Source organism: Pantoea sp. CFSAN033090, from assembly GCF_001264395.1.
GTDB lineage: Bacteria > Pseudomonadota > Gammaproteobacteria > Enterobacterales > Enterobacteriaceae > Pantoea > Pantoea agglomerans.
On sequence record NZ_LGYX01000015.1, the window covers coordinates 21,226 to 43,031 of the forward strand.

At 55.6% G+C, this 21,806-nt stretch carries 17 protein-coding genes and 3 tRNA genes; 12 read left to right on the forward strand and 8 right to left on the reverse strand.

The window, feature by feature from the left end; translation table 11 throughout:
- Positions 1–44: 44 nt before the first annotated feature.
- Both yhdP and tldD read left to right on the forward strand, forming a co-directional pair.
- Positions 45–3,869, forward strand: coding sequence for an AsmA2 domain-containing protein YhdP (gene yhdP, locus AFL22_RS14470; RefSeq protein ID WP_052271666.1), 3,825 nt, complete (start codon positions 45–47; stop codon positions 3,867–3,869).
- Between the two features lie 64 nt (positions 3,870–3,933).
- The gene (gene tldD / locus AFL22_RS14475; RefSeq protein ID WP_010699816.1) at positions 3,934–5,379 is read left to right on the forward strand and encodes a metalloprotease TldD; all 1,446 of its coding nucleotides are present in this window, start codon (positions 3,934–3,936) and stop codon (positions 5,377–5,379) included.
- A gap of 252 nt (positions 5,380–5,631) precedes the next feature.
- Here tldD and aaeR read toward each other — a convergent pair whose 3' ends face one another.
- Entirely contained in the window at positions 5,632–6,549 is a 918-nt protein-coding gene (gene aaeR, locus AFL22_RS14480; RefSeq protein WP_010256055.1) for an HTH-type transcriptional activator AaeR, read from the reverse strand.
- Between the two features lie 230 nt (positions 6,550–6,779).
- Here aaeR and aaeX point away from each other — a divergent pair, with 230 nt between their 5' ends.
- The 5 genes from aaeX to AFL22_RS14505 all read left to right on the forward strand — a co-directional run bounded on the left by aaeX (position 6,780) and on the right by AFL22_RS14505 (position 11,775).
- Positions 6,780–6,983 carry a p-hydroxybenzoic acid efflux pump operon protein AaeX gene (gene aaeX, locus AFL22_RS14485; RefSeq protein WP_010256058.1) on the forward strand — a complete coding sequence of 68 codons (204 nt, stop codon included), beginning with the start codon at positions 6,780–6,782 and terminating at the stop codon, positions 6,981–6,983.
- A 7-nt stretch (positions 6,984–6,990) separates the two neighbouring features.
- The gene (aaeA, locus tag AFL22_RS14490; protein ID WP_010256061.1) at positions 6,991–7,923 is read left to right on the forward strand and encodes a p-hydroxybenzoic acid efflux pump subunit AaeA; all 933 of its coding nucleotides are present in this window, start codon (positions 6,991–6,993) and stop codon (positions 7,921–7,923) included.
- A gap of 9 nt (positions 7,924–7,932) precedes the next feature.
- A complete protein-coding gene (gene aaeB, locus AFL22_RS14495; protein WP_010256064.1) occupies positions 7,933–9,885 on the forward strand; it encodes a p-hydroxybenzoic acid efflux pump subunit AaeB in 1,953 nt (650 codons plus the stop codon).
- Between the two features lie 113 nt (positions 9,886–9,998).
- Positions 9,999–11,450, forward strand: a complete 1,452-nt coding sequence (locus tag AFL22_RS14500) for an NAD-dependent succinate-semialdehyde dehydrogenase (protein WP_010256067.1) — start codon at positions 9,999–10,001, stop codon at positions 11,448–11,450.
- 55 nt (positions 11,451–11,505) lie between these two features.
- Entirely contained in the window at positions 11,506–11,775 is a 270-nt protein-coding gene (locus AFL22_RS14505) for a hypothetical protein (protein WP_010256069.1), read from the forward strand.
- Between the two features lie 65 nt (positions 11,776–11,840).
- Here AFL22_RS14505 and yhcN (AFL22_RS14510) read toward each other — a convergent pair whose 3' ends face one another.
- From yhcN (AFL22_RS14510) to argR, 4 genes are all read right to left on the reverse strand, one after another.
- Entirely contained in the window at positions 11,841–12,104 is a 264-nt protein-coding gene (yhcN, locus tag AFL22_RS14510) for a peroxide/acid stress response protein YhcN (protein WP_052271667.1), read from the reverse strand.
- Positions 12,105–12,197: 93 nt separating this feature from the next.
- Complete coding sequence (locus AFL22_RS14515) at positions 12,198–12,464, reverse strand: YdgH/BhsA/McbA-like domain containing protein (RefSeq protein ID WP_010256074.1); 267 nt, start codon at positions 12,462–12,464, stop codon at positions 12,198–12,200.
- 88 nt (positions 12,465–12,552) lie between these two features.
- Entirely contained in the window at positions 12,553–12,816 is a 264-nt protein-coding gene (gene yhcN, locus AFL22_RS14520) for a peroxide/acid stress response protein YhcN (RefSeq protein WP_052271668.1), read from the reverse strand.
- Between the two features lie 530 nt (positions 12,817–13,346).
- A complete protein-coding gene (argR, locus tag AFL22_RS14525; protein ID WP_010256080.1) occupies positions 13,347–13,817 on the reverse strand; it encodes a transcriptional regulator ArgR in 471 nt (156 codons plus the stop codon).
- Between the two features lie 428 nt (positions 13,818–14,245).
- Here argR and mdh point away from each other — a divergent pair, with 428 nt between their 5' ends.
- Positions 14,246–15,184, forward strand: coding sequence for a malate dehydrogenase (gene mdh / locus AFL22_RS14530; protein ID WP_010699812.1), 939 nt, complete (start codon positions 14,246–14,248; stop codon positions 15,182–15,184).
- A gap of 49 nt (positions 15,185–15,233) precedes the next feature.
- Here the strand turns inward: mdh and mscM are convergent, their stop codons facing one another.
- From mscM to rsgA, 3 genes are all read right to left on the reverse strand, one after another.
- Positions 15,234–18,563, reverse strand: coding sequence for a miniconductance mechanosensitive channel MscM (gene mscM / locus AFL22_RS14535; protein WP_052271669.1), 3,330 nt, complete (start codon positions 18,561–18,563; stop codon positions 15,234–15,236).
- 14 nt (positions 18,564–18,577) lie between these two features.
- Positions 18,578–19,477: an archaetidylserine decarboxylase gene (asd, locus tag AFL22_RS14540; RefSeq protein ID WP_010256089.1), complete on the reverse strand. Its 900-nt coding sequence runs from the start codon at positions 19,475–19,477 to the stop codon at positions 18,578–18,580.
- Positions 19,478–19,648: 171 nt separating this feature from the next.
- The gene (rsgA, locus tag AFL22_RS14545) at positions 19,649–20,698 is read right to left on the reverse strand and encodes a small ribosomal subunit biogenesis GTPase RsgA (RefSeq protein ID WP_052271670.1); all 1,050 of its coding nucleotides are present in this window, start codon (positions 20,696–20,698) and stop codon (positions 19,649–19,651) included.
- 101 nt (positions 20,699–20,799) lie between these two features.
- On the opposite strand from rsgA, the gene orn reads away from it, so the two are divergent.
- The 4 genes from orn to AFL22_RS14565 all read left to right on the forward strand — a co-directional run bounded on the left by orn (position 20,800) and on the right by AFL22_RS14565 (position 21,783).
- Positions 20,800–21,348 (forward strand): oligoribonuclease, encoded by a 549-nt coding sequence (gene orn, locus AFL22_RS14550; protein ID WP_010256094.1) that lies wholly within the window; start codon positions 20,800–20,802, stop codon positions 21,346–21,348.
- A gap of 154 nt (positions 21,349–21,502) precedes the next feature.
- Positions 21,503–21,578 (forward strand) — tRNA-Gly (locus AFL22_RS14555).
- 28 nt (positions 21,579–21,606) lie between these two features.
- Positions 21,607–21,682: transfer RNA gene (locus tag AFL22_RS14560), tRNA-Gly, on the forward strand.
- Positions 21,683–21,707: 25 nt separating this feature from the next.
- Positions 21,708–21,783, forward strand: a tRNA-Gly gene (locus tag AFL22_RS14565).
- Positions 21,784–21,806 lie beyond the last annotated feature (23 nt).

The following is a 21,806-nucleotide window of genomic DNA, read 5'->3' on the forward strand; positions in this document are numbered from 1 at the left end:
AGAACCAACTATCCGTCGTTTACGGAACACAAGGAGAGGCGTGAGTGAGGCAGTTGCCGAGGATTTTGTTACTGCTGGTCGCGGCAATCATCGTGATTGTCGCGCTGCTGGTCAGCGGATTGCGTCTGGTGATGCCGCATCTCGACAGCTATCGCAGCAACCTTCTGCAATACATCTCCGACAGCAGCGGCGTGCCGGTCAACGCCAGCCAGTTACAGGGTAAATGGGAGAATTTTGGCCCAACCCTGCAGGTTCGCGATCTTAGCGTCGATCTGCATGAGAACGGCAAACTCACTATCAAACGCATCAATCTGGCTCTCGACGTCTGGCAGTCCCTGCTGCACTGGCGGTGGCAGTTTCGCGATCTGACCTTCTGGCAGTTGCACCTCGATACTAATCGCCCGCTGCTGGATAACGACAAAGAGAAAAACAGCTTCCGTCCGGCGCAGATAAACGAACTCTTCCTGCGTCAGTTTGACCACTTTGACCTGCGTGACAGCACCATCCGTTTCCGCACCCCTTCCGGTCAGCATGCTGAGCTGGCGATCCCGCGACTCACCTGGGTCAATGAAGATAACCGCCACCGGGCCGAAGGCGAAGTCAGTCTGTCGAGCTTCACCGGCCAGCACGGCGTGGTCCAGGTGCGGCTTGATCTTAACGACAGCAACGGTTTACTCAATGATGGCCGCATCTGGATGCAGGCCGACGACGTCGATATGCGCCCGTGGCTGGGCCGTTGGGTGCGTGACAATACACGACTGGATAGCGCCCGATTTAGCCTGGCGGCCTGGGTTAACCTGCGCGATGGCGACATCTACGCCGGTGATCTGCTGCTGCGCAAGGGCGGAGCCAGCTGGCAGGGCGAGACCGGACGACACCGCATTGAGGTCGATGGGCTGACCGCGCATCTGTCACGTTTCCAGAATGGCTGGGTGGTCAATGTGCCACAAACCCGGCTCAGCACCGACGGCCACGCCTGGCCCGCCGGTCACTTCTCTCTGTTATGGCGTCCTGAAGATAAGCAGATGCTGGGACCGGATGGTCAGCCGGAAGTGCGCGTTCGCGCCACACAGCTGGTGCTGAGTCATATTGCGCCGATCGTTCCGCTGTTTGCGCCGCTCTCACCGGCACTGTTTGAAAACTGGCAGACGCTGCAGCCACAGGGCACCATCGATGGCCTGGCGCTGGATATTCCGTTACAGCAGCCTGAAAAAACCCGCGTACAGGTGAAGTGGCGTGATTTCAGCTGGCAGCACTGGAAACTGTTGCCGGGCATCAGCCATTTAAGCGGTGAAGCGCGCGGCAGCCTGAGCAATGGTGAGGTCAGTGTGGATATGGGGGCGGCGACCGTTCCCTATGGTGACATGTTCCAGGCTCCGTTAGAGATTAAGCGGGTGACCGGTGCGCTGCGCTGGCTGAATGATGATCATGGCCTCACGCTGGCGGGCGAAAATCTTGACCTGGAAGCACGCTCGCTCTGGGCGCGCGGCGACTTCAGCTACCAGCAGAATAGCGGCGGTGAGCCTCGTCTGGATATTCTGGCCGGTATCCGGCTTACCGATGCGGGCGATGCCTGGCGCTACTTCCCGGTGCCGCTGTTGGGTAACAGCCTGACGCACTATCTGAGTGGGGCAGTGAAGGGGGGCAAGGTGGACAACGCCACACTGCTGTTTGCCGGTAATCCGGCGCTGTTCCCGTTCAAGCATAATGATGGCATGTTCCAGGTCTGGGTGCCGCTTCGCCAGGCAACTTATGCGTTTCAGCCCAAATGGCCAGCGTTAAGCAATCTCGATATCGACCTTAACTTCCTGAATGACGGTCTCTGGATGAAAGCGCCGGTGGCGAAACTGGGCGAGGTGGACGCGCGCAACGTCACTGCGGTCATCCCCGACTACCTGAAAGAAAAACTGATCATTGAGGGTGATATCAGTGGTGAAGGCCAGCAGATCGCGGACTATTTCGGGCAGACTCCGCTGAAACCTTCACTGGGTGCCGCGCTGGAGCAGCTGGAAATCAAAGGCCGCGTCGGCGGCCACCTGAATCTGGATATCCCGCTGGATGGTGAGCAGGTTCACGCCCGTGGCAATGTGGACCTGAACAATAATTCGCTGTTTATCAAACCGTTAAAAACCACCATTAACAATCTCTCCGGGCGCTTCCGTTACGACAACGGCAATCTGGCCAGTGAGGATCTGCGTGCGAACTGGTTTGGTCAGCCAATGGGCGTGCGTTTCAGCACCAAAGAGAATCCGGACGACTTTGGCGTGAACGTCAAACTTCAGGGCGACTGGCAGCCCGCGAAAATCAGCCAGGTTCCTGCAGCCGTCAGCAAGCAGCTGGGCGGAAATCTGCCGTGGCAGGGCGACGTCAATATTACGCTGCCCCATCATGGCGGTGCGCGTTATGACGTGACGCTGAACGGTAATGCAAAAGAAGTAAGTAGTCACTTACCTGCACCGCTCGATAAGAAAGCCGGTGAGGCGATGCCAGTCGCAATCAAGGCCAGTGGCGACCTGCACCATTTCGATCTCAGTGGCAGCGTCGATGCAAACCATCGCTTTAACAGCCGCTGGTTGCTGGAGCCGACGCTGCGCGTCGATCGTGGCATCTGGCTGAATGATGCGCAGAAAACACCCGCTCTGCCCGATCATCCCGGCATGGTACTGAACCTGCCCGCGCTGGATGGCGAGGCCTGGGTGGCGATGATGGCCGCAGGGGAAGCATCCGGGGGCAGCGAGTCAGGCGGCGGCCTCAAAACGGGTGGCGTCACGCTGCCCGGCAATATCACGCTTCGTAGCCCGGCCGTCACCCTGGCCGGGCAGCAATGGCATGAGGTTGAAGCGACACTGGCTCAGAGTGCGGGCGGCAAGGGCCAGGTCGGCGTCAGGGCTAAAGAGCTGCGTGGTGCGCTGGCAATGGCCCCGAAAGCACCGTGGCAGGTGAACCTGGATTACCTTTACTACAATCCGCAGTGGGATAACGGTGAAGGCAAAGGCGGCAAAGCGCCACCTCAAAAAGCCACGAACATTAACTTCAGCCAGTGGCCCGCGTTACAGTTGCGCTGTAAAGAGTGCTGGGTGCTGGGTCAGAAATATGGTCAGGTCTCCGCGATGCTGCAACCCCGCGGAGATACGTTAGCGCTTACTAACGGAAAAGTGGATACTGGCAGTTCACAGCTGAAAATCAACGGGGAATGGGTTAACCGCCCGGACGACCAGCGCACTTCGCTGAAGGGCTCGCTGAAAGGCCCGAATATTAATAACGCGACCAACTGGTTTGGCGTCAACACGCCGCTGCGCGATGCGCCATTTGATATTGCCTATGACCTGCACTGGCGCTCTGCTCCCTGGCAGCCCTCGGCAGAGACGCTGAGCGGCACTCTGAAGACCCACTTTGGCAAAGGCCAGATCGCCGATGTGAATACCGGTGCCGCCGGAAAAATCCTGCGGCTGGTGAGCTTTGATGCGCTACTGCGCAAGCTGCGCTTCGACTTCAGCGACACCTTCACCAATTCTTTCTACTTCGACTCGATTAACGGCACCGCCTGGATCGAAAACGGCATGATGCGCACCGATAATCTGCTGGTGGATGGCCTGGAAGCGGACATTGCGATGCAGGGTAATCTCGACCTGGTGAAGCGTCAGATCGACATGGAAGCGGTGGTTGCGCCGGAAATATCCGCCTCGGTCGGTGTGGCGACAGCTTTTGCCATCAATCCGGTAATTGGCGCGGCGGTGTTTGCCGCCAGTAAAGTTCTGGGACCCCTGTGGAACAAGATATCGCTGCTGCGTTATCACATCAGTGGCCCGCTGGATAAACCAGAAATCAATGAAGTGCTGCGTAAACCGCGTGAAACTGACAACAAGTGAATTTGACGCCGTACCGGAATTACCGCAGGCTATGATTATCTGAGCACATAATGAGTGAGACACGATGACTCTGAACCTGGTAAGTGAGCAGTTACTGACTGCTAACGGCATTAATCAGCAGGACCTATTTTCCCTGTTAGGGCAGCTTTCAGAACGTCGTCTGGATTATGCCGATCTCTATTTTCAGTCCAGCTTTCACGAATCCTGGGTGCTGGAAGACAAAATCATTAAAGATGGCTCCTACCATATCGATCAGGGTGTGGGCGTGCGTGCGGTCAGCGGGGAGAAAACCGGCTTCGCCTATGCAGACCAGATCACGCTGAATGCACTGCGTCTCTCCTCTGAAGCCGCACGCAGCATCGTACGCGAACAGGGAAATGGCAAGGCACACACGCTTTCTGCCGTGATGAACCGTTCGCTCTATCAGGCTATCGATCCGCTGAGCAGCCTGACACGTGAAGACAAAATTGCCCTGCTGCATCGCGTTGATAAAGTGGCTCGTGCGGCTGATCCGCGCGTGCAGGAAGTCAATGCCAGCCTGACCGGCGTTTACGAGCAGGTATTGGTAGCCGCGACTGACGGCACGCTGGCGGCAGATGTCCGTCCGCTGGTTCGCCTCTCTATTAGTGTCCAGGTGGAAGATCAGGGCAAACGTGAACGCGGCGCAAGCGGCGGCGGTGCGCGTACCGGTTATGCGTTTTTCCTGGCAGATGAAGATGGCGAAGTCCGCGCTGACGCCTGGGCGCGTGAAGCGGTGCGTATGGCGCTGGTGAATCTCTCCGCCGTGGCCGCACCCGCTGGTGCGTTGCCGGTGGTACTGGGTGCGGGCTGGCCGGGCGTGCTGCTGCATGAAGCGGTCGGTCACGGTCTGGAAGGCGACTTCAATCGCCGTGGCACCTCGGTGTTCAGCGGTAAAATCGGTCAGCAGGTCGCGTCTGACCTCTGTACCGTGGTGGATGACGGCACCCTTGAAGGGCTGCGCGGTTCACTGGCAGTAGATGATGAGGGCGTTCCCGGTCAGTACAACATGCTGATTGAGAATGGTGTGCTGAAAGGCTACATGCAGGACAAGCTGAATGCGCGACTGATGGGGGTTAGCCCTACCGGTAACGGACGTCGTGAATCCTACGCGCATCTGCCGATGCCGCGCATGACCAACACCTATATGCTGGCTGGCAAGTCATCACCGCAGGATATTATTGAAAGCGTTGAGTATGGCCTCTATGCGCCGAACTTTGGTGGCGGTCAGGTGGATATCACCTCCGGCAAATTTGTCTTCTCAACCTCAGAGGCTTATCTGATTGAGAACGGCAAAATCACCAAACCGGTTAAAGGCGCAACGCTGATTGGTTCCGGCATCGAAGCGATGCAGCAGATCTCGATGGTGGGTAATGACCTGGCGCTGGATAAAGGCGTCGGCGTCTGTGGTAAAGAGGGGCAGAGCCTGCCGGTCGGTGTCGGTCAGCCGACCCTGAAGCTGGATAAACTGACCATCGGCGGCACCGCCTGATGTGACCCTAACAACCCGCCGCCCGGCGGGTTGTCAGAATGCTGACAAATCCATAGCCGGATGAACCTGGCAGCAATGCAATAGCTGAAAGCGCAGGGAACACGGGCAGAGGAGGAAAGCGTCCCGCGCCACGGATGGCGCGGGCCGAGCGTGTCAGGGATGACGGATTTTGCGTCTTTCCGATCTGACCGTGTTTCCTTCGCTGGCTGGGTCTTACAGCTGGTCGGGACAGATGTTGTCAACAATTTATTGTTAGCTTTTACGGTGCTGCTGATACTGTTCAGCCACCTGTTCAAAATAGCCGGTCAGATAATCGATACAGACCTGCACCTTAAGCGGTAACTTATCCTTCTCGGTATAGAGCGCGTAGACCGGGCGCGGATCGGACTGATACTGCGGAAACAAAATATCGATCTCGCCTGCGGTGATCTCATCAATCACCCACATCATCGGCACATAGGCGATGCCATTGCCCGACTTCAGCCAGCGAATCAGCGTCAGGGAATCATTGGTCACAAAACGTCCCTGCGGTGCCAGGCGTGTCACTAATCCTTCCGGCGCAATCAGTTCGAAATTGTTGTCGGGCCGTACGCTATATTCCAGCCAGGAAAAATTATCGATATCACCCGGCTTCTCCGGCGTACCATGCTGCGCCAGATAGCTTTTTGCGGCGCACACCACCATCGGCATCGCACCCAGGCGACGCGAAAACAAGCTGGAATCTTTTAACGCTCCCACCCGAATCACCAGATCCAGACCATCCGCGATCAGATCCGGGGCCGGAACGCCGGTGACCAGATTCACACTCAGCCCCGGATATTCCCGCAGCATATCGCTGGTCATGCCGGCTAACACGTTCTGCGCCATGGTAGAGGAGCTGCCAATTCGCAGTACGCCTATGGGCGTATTGTTAAAAGCGTAAAGCTGTTCATGCACCTGCGTCGCTTCGGCCAGCATACGGCGGCAGCCCTGATAATAGATTTTGCCCGCTTCGGTCAGCCCGATACTGCGGGTACTGCGATTCAGCAGTTTTACCTGCAATGCATCTTCCAGTTTCGCGACGATCTGGCTGATTGATGAGACGCTCAGATGAAGCTGACGCGCCGCAGCGGTAAACGAACCCAGTTCGACCACTTTAGCGAAGACAGACATGCCTTTCAGTCGTTCCATTATTTACTCTGACTTAAAAGTGATTTAGATCACATTCTGTAGAAAACTTATAGTCAGGCGCGTTATTATAAGCGCGCCGGGGTATTTCCCGGTGATTCTTCATTGCCTGATACCCTTCGATGATACGCTATTATTAAGCCAGCTGCGGTTCGGATAACGCTTCCAGAGGGTTTTCCTGCGACATCTGAAGAGGCATGAGTATCCCGGCAAGGTCGAACTAAGGATTTGTGATGAGTGTGCTTCCGGTATTTGTCATGTTTGGGCTCTCTTTTCCGCCCATTTTCATCGAACTTATTATTTCACTGATGCTGTTCTGGTTAGTGAAACGCGTGCTTACGCCGAGCGGTATCTACGATCTTGTCTGGCATCCGGCACTTTTTAATACAGCGCTTTACTGCTGTGTGTTTTACCTTGTCTCCCGTTTATTAGTCTGAGGTTTAAGTGAAAGCACTCATAAGAAAAATCGCGCGCTACGCGATTACTATCCTGCTGGTCATCATCGCAGTGGTCATTATTTTCCGTGCCTGGGTCTTCTATACCGAATCGCCCTGGACCCGTGATGCGCGTTTCGCCGCTGACGTGGTGGCGATCTCCCCTGACGTCACCGGCCTGATTACCGAGGTTCCGGTACACGACAACCAGCTGGTGAAGAAGGGCGATACGCTGTTTGTGGTTGACCGGCCGCGCTATCAAAAAGCGCTCGATCAGGCGCAGGCGGATGTTGAATATTATCAGGCACTGGTCAGTGAGAAACGTCGCGAAGCCGGGCGCCGTAACCAGCTGGGCACCTCCGCCATGTCGCGCGAGGCTATCGAGCAATCCAATAACGATCTGCAAACCAGCGAGCACCAGCTGGCGAAATCGGTGGCGACACGCGATCTGGCGAAGATTGACCTTGAGCGCACCACGGTGAAAGCGCCATCCGATGGCTGGGTCACCAACCTGAATGTCTACCAGGGTGAGTTTATTACCCGTGGTTCGGTTGCCGTGGCGCTGGTTCAGCAGCACTCCTTCTATGTACTGGCTTACCTGGAAGAGACCAAACTGCACGGCGTGGAGAAGGGCTTCCGCGCAGAAGTGACCCCACTTGGCAGCAACATCGTGTTGCGTGGCACCGTAGACAGTGTGGCGGCTGGCGTCACCAACAGCAGCAGCTCGGTCGACAGCAAAGGCATGGCCACAGTAGATTCCAATCTGGAGTGGGTCCGTCTGGCGCAGCGTGTGCCGGTTCGCATCCGGCTTGATCAGCAGCCCGGCAATCGCTTCCCGGCGGGCACGACAGCGACAGTGGTGATCACCGGTCAGGCCGATCGTCAGCCTGAACAGGTTTCACCGATGGTCCGACTGTTTAATCGCCTGCGTGAGTTTGGTTAAGAGGGCGATATGATCGAGTTCCTGCGGTTCCCGGTAAAGCTCACCTTTGCGCTGGTGTTAGCGCTGATGGTGGGTTTTCACTTTAACCTTGAAACGCCGCGCTGGGCGGTGATGACCGCCGGTATCGTGGCTGGCGGTACCGCGTTTGCGGCCGGGGGGGACCCCTATTCCGGGGCGCTGCGCTATCGCGGCGTTTTGCGTATTATCGGGACATTTATTGGCTGTATCGCCGCGCTGACCATCATGATTGCCACCGTGCGTGCACCGGTCGTGATGCTGCTGCTGTGCTGCATCTGGGCAGGACTCTGCGTCTGGCTCTCTTCGCTGATCAAGGTAGAAAACTCTTACGCGCTCGGACTGGCGGGCTACACCGCGCTGATTATTGTGGTGACGGCTAACGCCAGCGGCGGTCTGACGCTGGTGCCACAATATGCGGTAGAGCGCTGCAGTGAAATCGTACTCGGCATCCTGTGCGCCATTCTGGCCGACATGATTTTCTCACCCCGTTCGATTAAAAAAGTGATCGACGCTGAGGTCGATTCGCTGCTGGTGGCACACTATAACCTGCTGCAACTCTGCGTCGCTCACGGTGATAAAGAAGAGGTCGATAAAGCCTGGAGCGCGCTGGTACGGCGCACCACGGCGCTGAACAGCATGCGCAGCCAGCTGATGATGGAATCCTCACGCTGGAAGAACAGCAATCGCCGTTTGCAGATGCTCAATACGCTGTCACTGACGCTGATTACACAGGCAGCCGAAACCTTTCTGATCCAGAATTCCCGTCCTGATTACATTCCGCCCCAGTATCGTCTGATGGTTGAAAAACCAGCCTCGACCGTTGAAGAGGTGCATAAGCGGATGAAAGTGATGCGGCGGGTGATTGGTGCCAGCGGCAAATCAACGCCGGTCACGCTGGCCAGCTGGGTAGGCACTGCTACCGAATATCTGCTGCTGCTGAAAGGGATCAAAAGCAACAGCCGGATCACCTCGCTGGAAGAGGAGATTCTGCAGCGCGAAGTGGTGATCCAGGCGCGTTCCGCTGAAACGCATCATGCGATGATCAACGGTATCCGTACCTTTGTGGCGACCGCGCTGGGTTCGCTGTTCTGGCTCTATACCGGCTGGACCTCTGGCAGTGGCTGCATGGTCATGCTGGCTGTCATCACCGCGCTGGCGATGCGCATGCCCAACCCGCTGATGATGGCAAAGGACTTTCTCTACGGCATGACGGTCGCGGTTCCGCTGGGCGCGCTCTACTTTATGTATGTTCTCCCGGCGACGCAGCAGAGCGCACTGCTGCTCTGCATCGCAATCGGCCTGCTCGGTTTTATCGGTGGTATCTTCATTCAGCGGCGTCAGCTCGGCACGCTGGGGGCATTGATTGGCACCCTTAATGTTCTGGTGCTGGATAATCCGATGGAATTCCACATTAACGTCTTTCTCGATAACGTTCTGGGCCAGGTCATCGGCTGCTTCGTGGCGATGATGGTGATCCTGCTGATTCGTGATAAATCAAAAGCGCGTACCGGCCGCAAGCTGCTGAACCGCTTTATGTATGCGGCTGTCTCTGCCATGACGACCAATCAGGCGCGCCGGCGTGAAAACCATCTGCCAGCGCTCTATCAGCAACTGTTTCTGCTGCTGAACCTGTTTCCGGGCGATATCAACAAATATCGCATCGCCCTGACGCTGATCATCGGTCATCAGCGGTTACGCGACGCAGAAGTGCCGGTGAATGCCGATCTCTCTGCTTATCACCGGCAGTTGCGTTACACCGCTGACCGGGTGATCTCCGCCAGCAGCGATGACAAGCGGCGTTACTACTTTGAACGTCTGCTTAAAGAGCTGGATGTCTATCAGGAAAAACTGGCCCATTACGAGGCTCCCGCCAGCGTAACGGAACCGGTAAAACGACTGGCTATGATGCTGGATAAGTACCAGAACACGCTCATCCAAATCTGAATCTGGCCGCTGTGACCTGCAGCGGCCTGCTCAATCCCCACCCATCACAAAATCTGTCGCTTTTGCCAACTATACTCTCCAGACGGAAGAGCAAAACTGACAGGAGCGAATCAATGAAATCACTGCAAGAGAGCGAACTGTTCCGGACCGGTTATTTAGCGGACGGTCAGTGGCATCAGGCGGCTTCTACCTTTGACGTGACCAATCCGGCGACCGGTGAGGTGATTGCACAGGTGGCAAAAGCGGGTAAAGCTGAAACGGAACAGGCTATCGCCGCAGCGGAGCGCGCATTTCCCGCCTGGCGGGCGCAGACTGCAAAAGCGCGCGCTGAAATTCTCACTCGCTGGTACCAGCTGATCATTGAGAACAAGCGCTGGCTGGGACAGCTGATGACGACCGAACAGGGCAAGCCCCTGAAAGAGGCGGAAGGGGAAGTAGAATACGCCGCCAGTTTTATTCAGTGGTTCGCCGAGCAGGCGAAACGGACCAATGGTGAGATTATTCCGCCAGCTAAACCCGGCTCCCGTATTCTGGCAACCCGCGAACCGATTGGCGTTGTGGCCGCCATTACGCCGTGGAATTTCCCGATGGCGATGCTGACCCGCAAACTGGGGCCAGCTCTGGCTGCCGGCTGCACCGGCATTATTAAACCTGCCAATAACACGCCACTCTCCGCCTTTGCCCTGCTGGCGCTGGCGAAGGAGGCAGGCGTGCCTGATGGTGTACTGAATGCGGTAGCCGGTGATACCCATGCTATCAGCGATGCCATCATGGCCAGCAAAGCGGTGCGTAAAATCTCGTTCACCGGCTCCACCCAGGTGGGCAAGCTGCTGATGCGCAATGCTGCCGAAACCATGAAAAAAGTGTCGATGGAGCTGGGGGGTAATGCCCCTTATATCGTGTTTGACGATGCCGACATTGATGCCGCCGTACAGGGCGCCATTGCCAACAAATTCCGTAATGCGGGCCAGGTGTGCGTCAGCGTAAACCGCTTCTACATTCACAATGCTATCTATGATCGTTTTACTCAGCAGCTGGCTACCGAAGTGAACAAGCTGAAGGTGGGCAACGGCATGGAAGAGGGCGTGATTGTCGGGCCATTAATTGAGGCATCGGCGGTGGAAAAGGTTGAGCAGCACGTCAATGATGCGGTAGCAAAAGGCGGCAAATTACTGGCGGGTGGCGAGCGACATGCGCTGGGTGGCAACTTCTGGCAGCCCACTGTGATTACTGAGGCGCACGAAGGGATGCAGCTCGCGCAGGAGGAGACCTTTGGTCCGGTGGCTGCCTGTTTCCGCTTTGATGATGAAGATGAGGTCATCCGTCGCGCTAACGATACGCCGTTCGGCCTTGCCGCATACTTTTACACCCAGAATCTGCAGCGGGTGTTCCGTGTTTCAGCCGCGCTGGAAAGCGGCATGATTGGCATTAATGAATGTGCCGTATCAACCGAGCTGGCGCCGTTTGGTGGTGTGAAAGAGTCGGGGCTGGGCCGCGAAGGTTCGGTACTCGGCATGGAAGAGTATCTGGAGGTCAAAGCGCTGCACCTGGGCGGTTTGAGCTAGCGGACAGTAACGGGCGGCGAAGGTCGCCCGCAGACGGAGCATGGGAGCCGTCAGCATGAAAATCGAGCGTTTTGATTTTAATGAAATTGTCGATCAGGCCCATTTCTTCCGCCAGTTCAGCGAGCGATTTGCGCTGGAGGAGCGCCGCATCTGCGATCTGGATGGATTATGGGATGTGGTGACGGGCGATCTGTTACCGCTGCCGCTGGAGATTGAGTTTGTTAATCTGGGCAGGGGACAGCGACGGCGTTATGGCGCGCTGATTCTGTTATTTGATGAAGCGGAAGAGGAGCTGGAAGGTCAGCTTCACTTTAATGTCAGATAAAACGTCAGATGAAAAAAGGCCCCGGCGAGCGGGGCCAAAGGGTTCGTCATACATCTGACGAGGAATTATTTATAAAGCTGTGCGGTGATGTGATAGTTATCACCGGTGCGCGCCTCAATAACTTTATAGGCGCTGGCACCCTGTTCATCCGCTTTCTGAGAAAGCTCAGCGCGGTAATCCATTGGCGATCCCGCGGTTCCACTGATGGTTACGGTGCCCGCAGGCTGCAGGTTCTGCGTCTGATCGCCGGTGACCAGCTGTGCGGCTGATGCGCCGAACGTCATAACGGAAAGCAGACTGACTGTAGCGATGGTTGTTTTAATATTCATGATTATCTCCTCAATACATTCAACAACCTGCGGTTACTCGTAAAGGCGGGTCGTCGATATCTTCTGACGCCCTTCAGGCGTCATCACGGTTAATTATTTATAAAGCTCAGCGGTGACATGCCAGGTGTTATCCTGGTTGTTTTCGATGATGCGATAGTGGCTTGCGCCCTGGGCATCCGCTTTCTCTGACAGCACCTGACGGATATGCGTCTGGTCGCCATTTCGTCCACCAATGCTGATGGTCTGATTCATTGGCTGCAGACCCTGTGCCTGTTCATTGGACACCAGGCTGGCGGCGTTAGCACCCACTGAGAACAGAGATGCCAGACTCAGTGCAGCGATAGCTAATTTCATTTTCATGGTCAACTCTCCTGAAATTTCTGCTTCAGCTCTCCGGAGCGCAAAAGGGCGCGTCAGACAGAGAGCAGATGGCATTATCGGTTACGCCTTAGTTATACAGTGCGGCGGTAGCGTGATAGTTGCCGTTGTTGTATGCCTCAATCACGCGATAGGCTTTTGCGCCCTGCTGATCGGCTTTCTCGCTGAGTTTCTGTTTGATATCCATCGGCGAACCCGCCACGCCGCTGACACTGATGGTGCCGACAGGCTGCAGATTCTGTGCCTGTGACGCATCAATAGATTCTGCTGCCACAGCACCAAATGAGAGGGCGGAGAGAATGCTCAGGGTAGCAATAGTAGTTTTTACGTTCATAGATTTTTCCTCGTCGTCTATTTTTATCTTTTTATTTAGTGTGATTTGCATCACGAAAAGAAGTATAGAACTAATAACGTCAGAAATTAATACCCCGCTAATAATGTTTTTTTGTGATTCTTTATCCTTATGGCTACTTTTAATAACTTAACGTTATAAAAAAAGGATAAAAAGTAACCTTTAAGCCACTTTTAATTGCAAAAACAGTGAGATAGATCACTTTAACTTTTAGTGCGAAAGTTGGGGGTGTATCGGGCTGGAGTTTGATCTGGATCCGGGCAATGGTGCCGGTTCAGTGATGTAAAGCAGTGTAAAATAGCGCAGAAAGTGAAGCAGAGTTATCGATCTGACCAACAGCCGGGCGTGTAAAAGCAGGCTTATTACTTATCCAGAGCGGGTGACTATTGTGGAAAGGGGTGAGCAGAGAGAACGAACTGACGAACTGACGAACTGACGAACTGACGAACTGACGAACTGACGAACTGACGAACTGACGATCTGGCGCATGATGGCCGGTCGTCAGTCCGCGATCAGAGTTCCTGTTCAAACAGGGTGAGGATGGCACCGTGCAGCTGCTTAACGGTGAAGTCACGCGCGCGGGTAATAAAGATTGTGTCATCGCCCGCGATGGTACCCAGAATCCCGTGCGACTTACCCAGTGAATCCAGCATACGTGCAATCAGCTGTGCTGCGCCGGGACTGGTATGAATCACCACCAGTGCATCGTTGTAGTCGATATCCAGTACCAGGTTTTTTAACGGGCTGGTGGTGGTCGGCACACCCAGCTCAGCGGGCAGGCAATAGACCATCTCCATCCTGGCATTCCGGGTGCGCACTGCGCCAAACTTGGTCAGCATCCGAGAGACTTTGGACTGATTGATATTTTCAAAGCCCTCGTCCTGAAGCGCCTGAACAATTTCGCCCTGGGAACTGAATTTTTCTTCTTTTAATAAGGCTTTGAAAGCCTTAACCAGATCGTCTTGTTTCGATGGGTTTCGCATAGGTTACCAATAAATAGAGAGAATAACCGCGCATCCGCCCGCGGCAGAGTGGTGATTATGCATTTATATGCATTTTTATGCAATCGTTCGATTGATGAGCAGTGTCCGGGCGGCTAGCGGGCGGCGATAATAGCAAATAAATCCGCTCAGACCAAAACACGCGTCACAGCCCCGGAAGGCGAAGGTTGCAAAGTTGTTATATTATTGGTGGTGTAGTAACAGAAAACGCACGTAGCCGTTCTCTGTCTGACGACGGCAAAGTTGTCGGTCATTCAGGTGCAATGATAAGTAACTTTTGAATCCGGAGATTAAGTGTGAAAACACGTAGAATTAACAACGGATATTTATCATCGCCTGAGCAGTTGATTAAGGTCTGACACAGATAGAATTTCGGCCCATCTCTGCCCCACCTTAATAAGGAGTTAAGAATGAAAGTTGCCGTTCTCGGTGCCGCTGGCGGCATAGGCCAGGCGCTCGCACTTCTGCTCAAAACCCAGCTTCCCGCAGGTTCAGAACTCTCGCTGTATGACATCGCGCCGGTTACGCCGGGTGTTGCCGTTGATCTCAGCCATATTCCTACTGCAGTGGCTATTCAGGGATTCAGTGGAGAAGACGCCACGCCTGCCTTACAGGGTGCCGATGTGGTACTGATTTCCGCTGGTGTCGCACGTAAGCCCGGTATGGATCGCGCCGACCTGTTTAACGTTAACGCAGGTATCGTCCGTAATCTGATCGAACAGGTTGCCACAACGGCACCTAAAGCGTTGATTGGTGTCATCACCAATCCGGTCAATACCACCGTGGCCATTGCGGCAGAAGTGCTGAAAAAGCACGGTGTTTACGACAAAAATCGGCTGTTCGGCGTGACCACGCTGGATATCATTCGCGCTAATACTTTTGTGGCTGCATTGAAAGGCAAGCAGCCTGACCAGGTGGAAGTCCCGGTCATTGGTGGCCACTCTGGCGTAACCATTCTGCCGCTGCTGTCGCAGGTTAAAGGCGTCAGCTTCAGCGATCAGGAAGTGGCCGATCTGACCAAACGCATCCAGAACGCCGGCACCGAAGTGGTGGAAGCCAAAGCGGGTGGCGGCTCGGCCACGCTGTCGATGGGCCAGGCAGCCGCACGTTTCGGTTTGTCACTGGTACGCGCGCTGAAGGGTGAAGCTAATGTGGTGGAGTGTGCTTACGTAGAAGGCGAGGGTGAACATGCGCGCTTCTTCTCCCAGCCGCTGCTGCTGGGTAAAAACGGTGTGGCTGAACGCAGGCCGATTGGTACCCTCAGCGCTTACGAACAGCAGGCGCTGTCAGGCATGCTGGATACGCTGAAGAAAGATATCGCCCAGGGCGAAGAGTTCGTTAAACAGTAACTGACGGCTCAGACTTGCAATAACGCCCGGCTCAGCCGGGCGTTTTGCATTACAGTCCGCCAGACTTATAGGCGCGGGCAGCGGGTGTACCGTTGCTGGCAGGCAGCTTCTTGCCCAGGGTTTCCATACGCATCTGGAACGGCGGGAACGGCATCTCAATACCGTGCTGATCAAATCCGCTCAGAATCAACTGATGCAGTTCGTGACGCAGCGGCATACGGTGTCCCATCTCAGCAGCATGCACACGAAGTTCAAATAACTGAATCCCCTGCTGCAGATCGACCAGGAAGGCTTCCGGTTGCGGCGTGTCCAGGACATAGCTGCAGCGCTCAGCCGCCTGGATCAGAATGGTGGTCACCTGTTCACTGCTGACTTTCGCCGGAGCCGGAATGGTGAGCACCACGCGCGTCACGGAATCGGACAGCGACCAGTTAATAAACTGCTCGGTGATAAAGGCCTTGTTCGGCACGATGATCTCTTTGCGGTCCCAGTCGGTAATGGTGGTCGCGCGGGTATTAATTCGCGTGATACTGCCGGTCAGGTCGCGGATCGTCACGGTATCGCCGATACGAATCGGCTTTTCGAACAGGATAATCAGACCTGAGATAAAGTTGGCAAAAATCTCCTGTAAACCAAACCCCAGTCCCACACCCAGCGCGGCAACCAGCCACTGCAGCTTCGACCACTCAATACCAATCATTGAGAAACCAATCAGCGCGCCAATCAACAGCAGCAGATATTTGGTCAGTGTTGTGATGGCGTAACCCGTACCTGGCGTCAGATTAAGATGCTGCAACAGCGCCAGCTCAAGCAGCGCGGGCATATTGCGCACCAGCTGGGTGGTGATAATAAACACCAGAATGGCGATCAGCACCGACCCCAGGGTAATGGGCTGGATCGACTCTACGCCCTGTACTGAGGTACTGACGTCCCACAGCTGAATATTCTCCAGGAAGCCAAAGGCCGAATGGATTTCTGACCACAGCACAATCACGGAGACCAGGGCGATAAGCATCAGGATAGAGCGTACCAGCCGCAGCGACTGCGCACTGATCGCATCCAGGTCAATTACCGGCTCTTCAATTTCAATCGCATCAGTGTTCAGAGAGCCTTGCTCCTTCTCTTCTTCACTGCGCGCACGGTTAGCCAGCATATCGGCACGACGCTGACGGGCGCGATCAAAGCCAAGACGGCGACGCTGAATCAGCATCCAGCGCCGGATAATGTGATAGATAACCAGCAGCAGGAACCAGATGGCGACAGAGGTCTCCAGTCGCGCCAGTAGCGCCTGCGCGGTAGCCAGATAACCCACAGCGGAGGCGAGGGCAGCCATCAGCGGCATAGCGATCATCAGGTTCCACAACATCCGGTTCACCATGTTCTCGCCATTTCCCTCTTTATCGAGATAGAGCGGAATCCCGGAACGCTTCAGGCTGACGGTCACAATGCTGATTGCCCCGCAGATCAGGATGAAACAGAGACGACCCAGCGACGAGGAGAACTGCCGATCTTCCAGATTACCAAAGGCGATCAGCAACATAATCAGCGGCACAATTAATCCGATGCTCAGCGAGTAGTAGCGCATGGCGCGCGCCACCCGGTTTTGCGGCCAGCGGAAATGCACAATGAACAGGCCGTTAGGACGGGCAAAGGCAGCGCTGATCATAAACGCCCACAGCAGCGGCAGCGTGGCGGTAATGCCATCACCAATCGCTACGGCGATAGGGTAGGGCCAGGCGTTCTGCAGGCCATAACCCAACGCACCCCATAACACCGGCAGCGGCAGCGCCACCAGGATCGACCAGAACAGGGTACGGATAGTCAGGCGGAAACGATCCTGCGTGACCTTGCCGACTTTGCTGGCGGAACGGTCAAGGAAAGCATTGAAGTGGCGGCGCGAACTGATGCTGAAGCCGACCAGCAGCAACGCACCAATAATCGGCAGCACCGAGTTGCGGCTGTTAAACATCATCGCCATCGCTTTGCCGAGCTGACCCAGCGTATCCAGCGACAGCAGACGGGAAAGATCTTTGGCCAGATCCAGCGGATAACTCAAACCAATCGGGTTAACGTCGGCGGTCCAGAACAGATAGCGGTGCGTCGCCTCTTTGACTTCCGTCAGCGCATCCTGCAACTGCGTGTTGCCAACCTTGAGCTTGGTGATCTCCAGAATCAGCGTGTCACAGCCGGAAATCAGCGAATTGAGCAGTTCCCTCTGAGTGCGTAGCTGCGCATCAAGAATACGCTTCTGGTCTGCGGTGAAGGGCTGACCATCGGCCTGCCGTCCCTTGCGCAGCGCCTCCTGGCGCTCCAGCAGATCTTCATAATTGAGACGCTGCACGCGAAGCTGTGCCATCTCATTATCAATCTGCTGCGACTTGGGCATCTCCGGCAGACGCGCGACCTGCGCGCGTAGCGCTTCGCCCAACAGATTAGAGGCACCCAGCCACTGCGACTGTTCACGCAGGGTAGAGAGCGCCTGACGGACCTGAATAATCTGGTTGGTGGCCAGTCGCTGTTGCGACGCCACCAGATCCATGCGCTGCGCCTGCTGATTCAGGGCAACCGAGAGTTCGCGGTTAACCCGAAACTGATCGCTGATCTCTGGCGGAAGATCGCCACTGTTTTCTGCCAGTTGCTCGGTGCGGGCCAGCGCGACTTCGGCTTCACGTTGCCGCTGATCGTTGAGCTGGTTGCGCAGCGCCTGAAGATAGTTATCGAGCTGAGTCGCTTTGCGCTGGTGGGCTTCAGCCCGCATCCGCGCCAGTTCCTGACGGTTGTTGGCAGAGAGCTGTGCCAGCTCAAGTTCATCGACCAGCGCTTTATTCGCGGCGCTTTCCGCCTGGCGAGCCGCCAGTTGCAGCTGCCCCTGTGGCGAACTGCTGCTGACGCTCTGCAAACGGCGTTCACTCTCCGTCATCGCCCGGCGTGCTTCCGTCTGCTGCTGCGGCAGTTGCGACAGCGAATCACTGATTTCCCGCGCCCGATCCTGCTCCTGCCGTGCCTGACGCCCCTCTTCCAGCAGCTGGCTGCTGACCTGCAGGATCTCCTGATCCAGCTCGGCGCTGCTCATGTTGTTGCGCACGGTTTTCCCGCTGTCACTCAGCGCGGCGATCTGCTGACGCAGTTCGCGCGCCAGACGCGGAAAATCATCAATAACCTGCTGATATTGCGCCGCGCGTTCCAGCGATTCATCGCGTTCAGAGAGAAAGTTTAAGGCGGCTTCAATCGTCTGGATCTGTTCAGCCTGCGAGGGTGAACTTTTGGCCGATTTTATCTCTTCCAGCTGCTGTTTGAGCTGGCTGGCATCAGGAAGGCTGGCCGCGAAGGCCGGGCTGCTGAGCCACAGGCTCAGCAGCAGGAGGAGAATCGAACGCACAGAGGACACTCAATTTAATCGACGATGACGTCGGAAATGTCTGTCGCGACCGGCAGCGCAATCGCCAGCGGTTGACCCAGACGGGTTTTGCTTTCTGCTTCCAGGCTTTCAGCCAGTTTGACGCGGCCAGGTGCGAACAGATTGATGACGGTAGAGCCAAGCTTGAAGCGGCCCATTTCCTGGCCTTTCAACAGCACCACGGCGCTTTCATCATCCGCTGCCGGATAGTGCCAGCGCTTGATCACGCCTTCACGCGGTGGCGTGATGGTGCCAGCCCAGACGGTTTCGATGCTGCCGACAATAGTGGCACCCACCAGGATCTGCACCATCGGCCCGATATCGGTTTCGAAGTAGCAGATGACGCGCTCGTTACGGGCGAACAGGTTGGGAATATTACGCGCGGTCAGCGGGTTGACGGAGTAGAGGTCGCCAGGCACATAAATCATCTCACGCAGGATGCCGTTGCACGGCATATGGACGCGGTGATAATCACGGGGCGCCAGATAGGTGGTGACGAACTCGCCATCAACAAATTGTGCCGCCATCCGCTCATCACCCGCCAGCAGGGCGTCAATGGTGTAGTGATGACCTTTAGCCTGGAAAATCTGATCGCCATCAATGTGGCCGAGCTGGCTGATAGCGCCATCCGCGGGCAGGGCGATGAGATTGGCATCGGCATCCACCGGACGCGCATCATCTTTCAGCGGACGAACGAAAAAGTCATTAAAGGTGCGATAGCTGGCGGTATCGGGCTTACGCGCTTCCGCCATGTCGACTTTGTAAAACCAGACAAAGATGTCAATGACCAGTTTGGTCAACCAACCACCGCGGCGACTGGCGCCCCAACCGGCAAGTTCAGTCAGCCATTTCTTCGGGAGAATATGATTCAAGCCGAGTTTTAAACGATCAAACACCTTAGCCTCCTGGCTATTTTATGACGTTGTAAAAAAGGGGGCGGATTGTAGCAGCGCCCCGTTCAGATGGCGACTATACCCGAATTCCGGCACGCTGCACGGTCTGGACGCGCGACTGGAATGCACCTCGCAAAATGCCCCGGCTTATCCGTTCAGACGCGGTTATACCGATTAACTTTCACCATCAGGGAAATTTTTACGCGTTTTTACCTGCGCCATGCTCTCCAGGATACGGTGGTAGTTATCAAAACGGGACCTGTTGATTTTGCCCTGTTCGACCGCTTCGCGAATGGCACAGCCGGGATCGCTGCCGTGTTTACAATCGCGGAATTTGCAATCGCCAAGGAATGTGCGGAATTCGACAAATCCGCGGGTAATTTGTTCCGGCTCAAGATGCCATAAACCGAACTCACGCACGCCAGGTGAATCGATCACATCGCCGCCGTCCGGGAAGTGATAAAGGCGCGATGCGGTGGTGGTGTGCTGGCCTAAGCCTGAGCCATCCGAAACCTCGTTAGTCAGAATAGCGACCTGCTCTTCTTTGTCGAAGCCGAGCAGGGCATTCAGCAGACTCGATTTGCCGACGCCAGACTGACCGGCAAAGATACTGATGCGGTCAGTCAGCGCCGCTTTCAGGTCGTCCATGCCGTTTTTCGCCCGGCTGGAGACCATCACCACGCGATAGCCAATATTGCGATAGATATCCATCTGCTTATCGACAAAGGCGCGCGCCTTGTCATCCAGCAGATCGGTTTTGTTCAGTACCAGCAACGGTTCAATATCCAGCGTTTCGCTGGCAACCAGATAGCGGTCGATGATGTTTAACGACAGTTCAGGCAGGATTGCGGAGACGACGATGATCTGGTCGATATTCGCCGCCATCGGCTTCACGCCGTCGTAAAAATCGGGGCGGGTTAATACGCTGGTGCGCTCATGCACCGCTTCAACAATACCTTTGTTGCCGCTGGTTGCCGGACGCCACAGCACCCGGTCGCCGGTAACCAGCGAACGAATGGTTCGGCGGATATTGCAGCGGTGGGCGACGCCTGCGCTATCCTCAACATCAGCGTGCATGCCAAAACGGCTGACAACGACCCCATCTGCAGCTTCACCAAACAGGTTGTCATCCGCTTCCGGACGCTCTCTGCGTTGGTTGAGACGGCGATCGTGGTTAGCGCTTACGCGGCGTTGTTGGCCCTTCGACAGTTTATTTTTACTCACTCACCCTCACAGCGTTAGCCAGATTTCGCCCGGCTGGGCAAAACGTCTATGATACACCTTATTCATCGTAAATGACGACTACAGCAACCGCAGGAAACAGCATGGCTACTGGAAATGAACAGAATCTGATCTGGATTGATCTTGAGATGACCGGACTTGATCCGACGCACGATCGCATTATTGAAATTGCGACCCTGGTGACTGATGCCAACCTGAACATTCTGGCGGAAGGGCCGGTCATGGCCGTTCATCAGTCTGATGCGCAACTGGCGCTGATGGATGAGTGGAATGTCCGCACTCATACCAACAGCGGTCTGGTTGCGCGGGTGAAGGAGAGTCAGATTGACGATCGTGCAGCAGAGCTGGCGACCATTGAGTTCCTGAAACAGTGGGTTCCGGCGAACACCTCGCCTATCTGCGGCAACAGCATCGGGCAGGATCGTCGTTTCCTGTTTAAGTACATGCCTGAGCTGGAAGCGTATTTCCACTATCGTTATCTGGATGTCAGTACCCTGAAAGAGCTGGCTCGTCGCTGGAAACCCGATATCCTTCCTGGCTTCAAAAAAGGGGGGACACACCAGGCTCTGGATGATATCCGTGAGTCCGTGGCGGAGCTGGCGTACTACCGCGAACACTTTTTGCAGCTTTAATCGGCGACGGGTGCGCATGAAATCACCAGGTTGCTGATTTAATCAGCAAACGCGCTGAAAGCGAAAATTTTTGCTTTCAGACGCTTGCAGCAGCAACGATTTCTCGTATAATGCGCACCCCGTACCGGTGAAGAATTTATTAACGGTACAAGGCGCGGGAATAGCTCAGTTGGTAGAGCACGACCTTGCCAAGGTCGGGGTCGCGAGTTCGAGTCTCGTTTCCCGCTCCAGTTTTAAAATGTAAGCAGTACCCTCTTTGCGGGAATAGCTCAGTTGGTAGAGCACGACCTTGCCAAGGTCGGGGTCGCGAGTTCGAGTCTCGTTTCCCGCTCCAGTTTTATTTAGCAGTGCCCTTCTATGCGGGAATAGCTCAGTTGGTAGAGCACGACCTTGCCAAGGTCGGGGTCGCGAGTTCGAGTCTCGTTTCCCGCTCCAGATTTAACATCACCCTCATTTCA

Coding starts and splice junctions, on each gene's coding strand:
- orn (WP_010256094.1), top strand. CDS start 20,800: ATGGCTACTGGAAATGAACAGAATCTGATCTGGATTGATCTTGAGATG.
- yhcN (WP_052271668.1), bottom strand. CDS start 12,816: ATGAACGTAAAAACTACTATTGCTACCCTGAGCATTCTCTCCGCCCTC.
- tldD (WP_010699816.1), top strand. CDS start 3,934: ATGACTCTGAACCTGGTAAGTGAGCAGTTACTGACTGCTAACGGCATT.
- AFL22_RS14505 (WP_010256069.1), top strand. CDS start 11,506: ATGAAAATCGAGCGTTTTGATTTTAATGAAATTGTCGATCAGGCCCAT.
- aaeB (WP_010256064.1), top strand. CDS start 7,933: ATGATCGAGTTCCTGCGGTTCCCGGTAAAGCTCACCTTTGCGCTGGTG.
- argR (WP_010256080.1), bottom strand. CDS start 13,817: ATGCGAAACCCATCGAAACAAGACGATCTGGTTAAGGCTTTCAAAGCC.
- mdh (WP_010699812.1), top strand. CDS start 14,246: ATGAAAGTTGCCGTTCTCGGTGCCGCTGGCGGCATAGGCCAGGCGCTC.
- aaeX (WP_010256058.1), top strand. CDS start 6,780: ATGAGTGTGCTTCCGGTATTTGTCATGTTTGGGCTCTCTTTTCCGCCC.
- AFL22_RS14515 (WP_010256074.1), bottom strand. CDS start 12,464: ATGAAAATGAAATTAGCTATCGCTGCACTGAGTCTGGCATCTCTGTTC.
- yhcN (WP_052271667.1), bottom strand. CDS start 12,104: ATGAATATTAAAACAACCATCGCTACAGTCAGTCTGCTTTCCGTTATG.
- aaeR (WP_010256055.1), bottom strand. CDS start 6,549: ATGGAACGACTGAAAGGCATGTCTGTCTTCGCTAAAGTGGTCGAACTG.
- AFL22_RS14500 (WP_010256067.1), top strand. CDS start 9,999: ATGAAATCACTGCAAGAGAGCGAACTGTTCCGGACCGGTTATTTAGCG.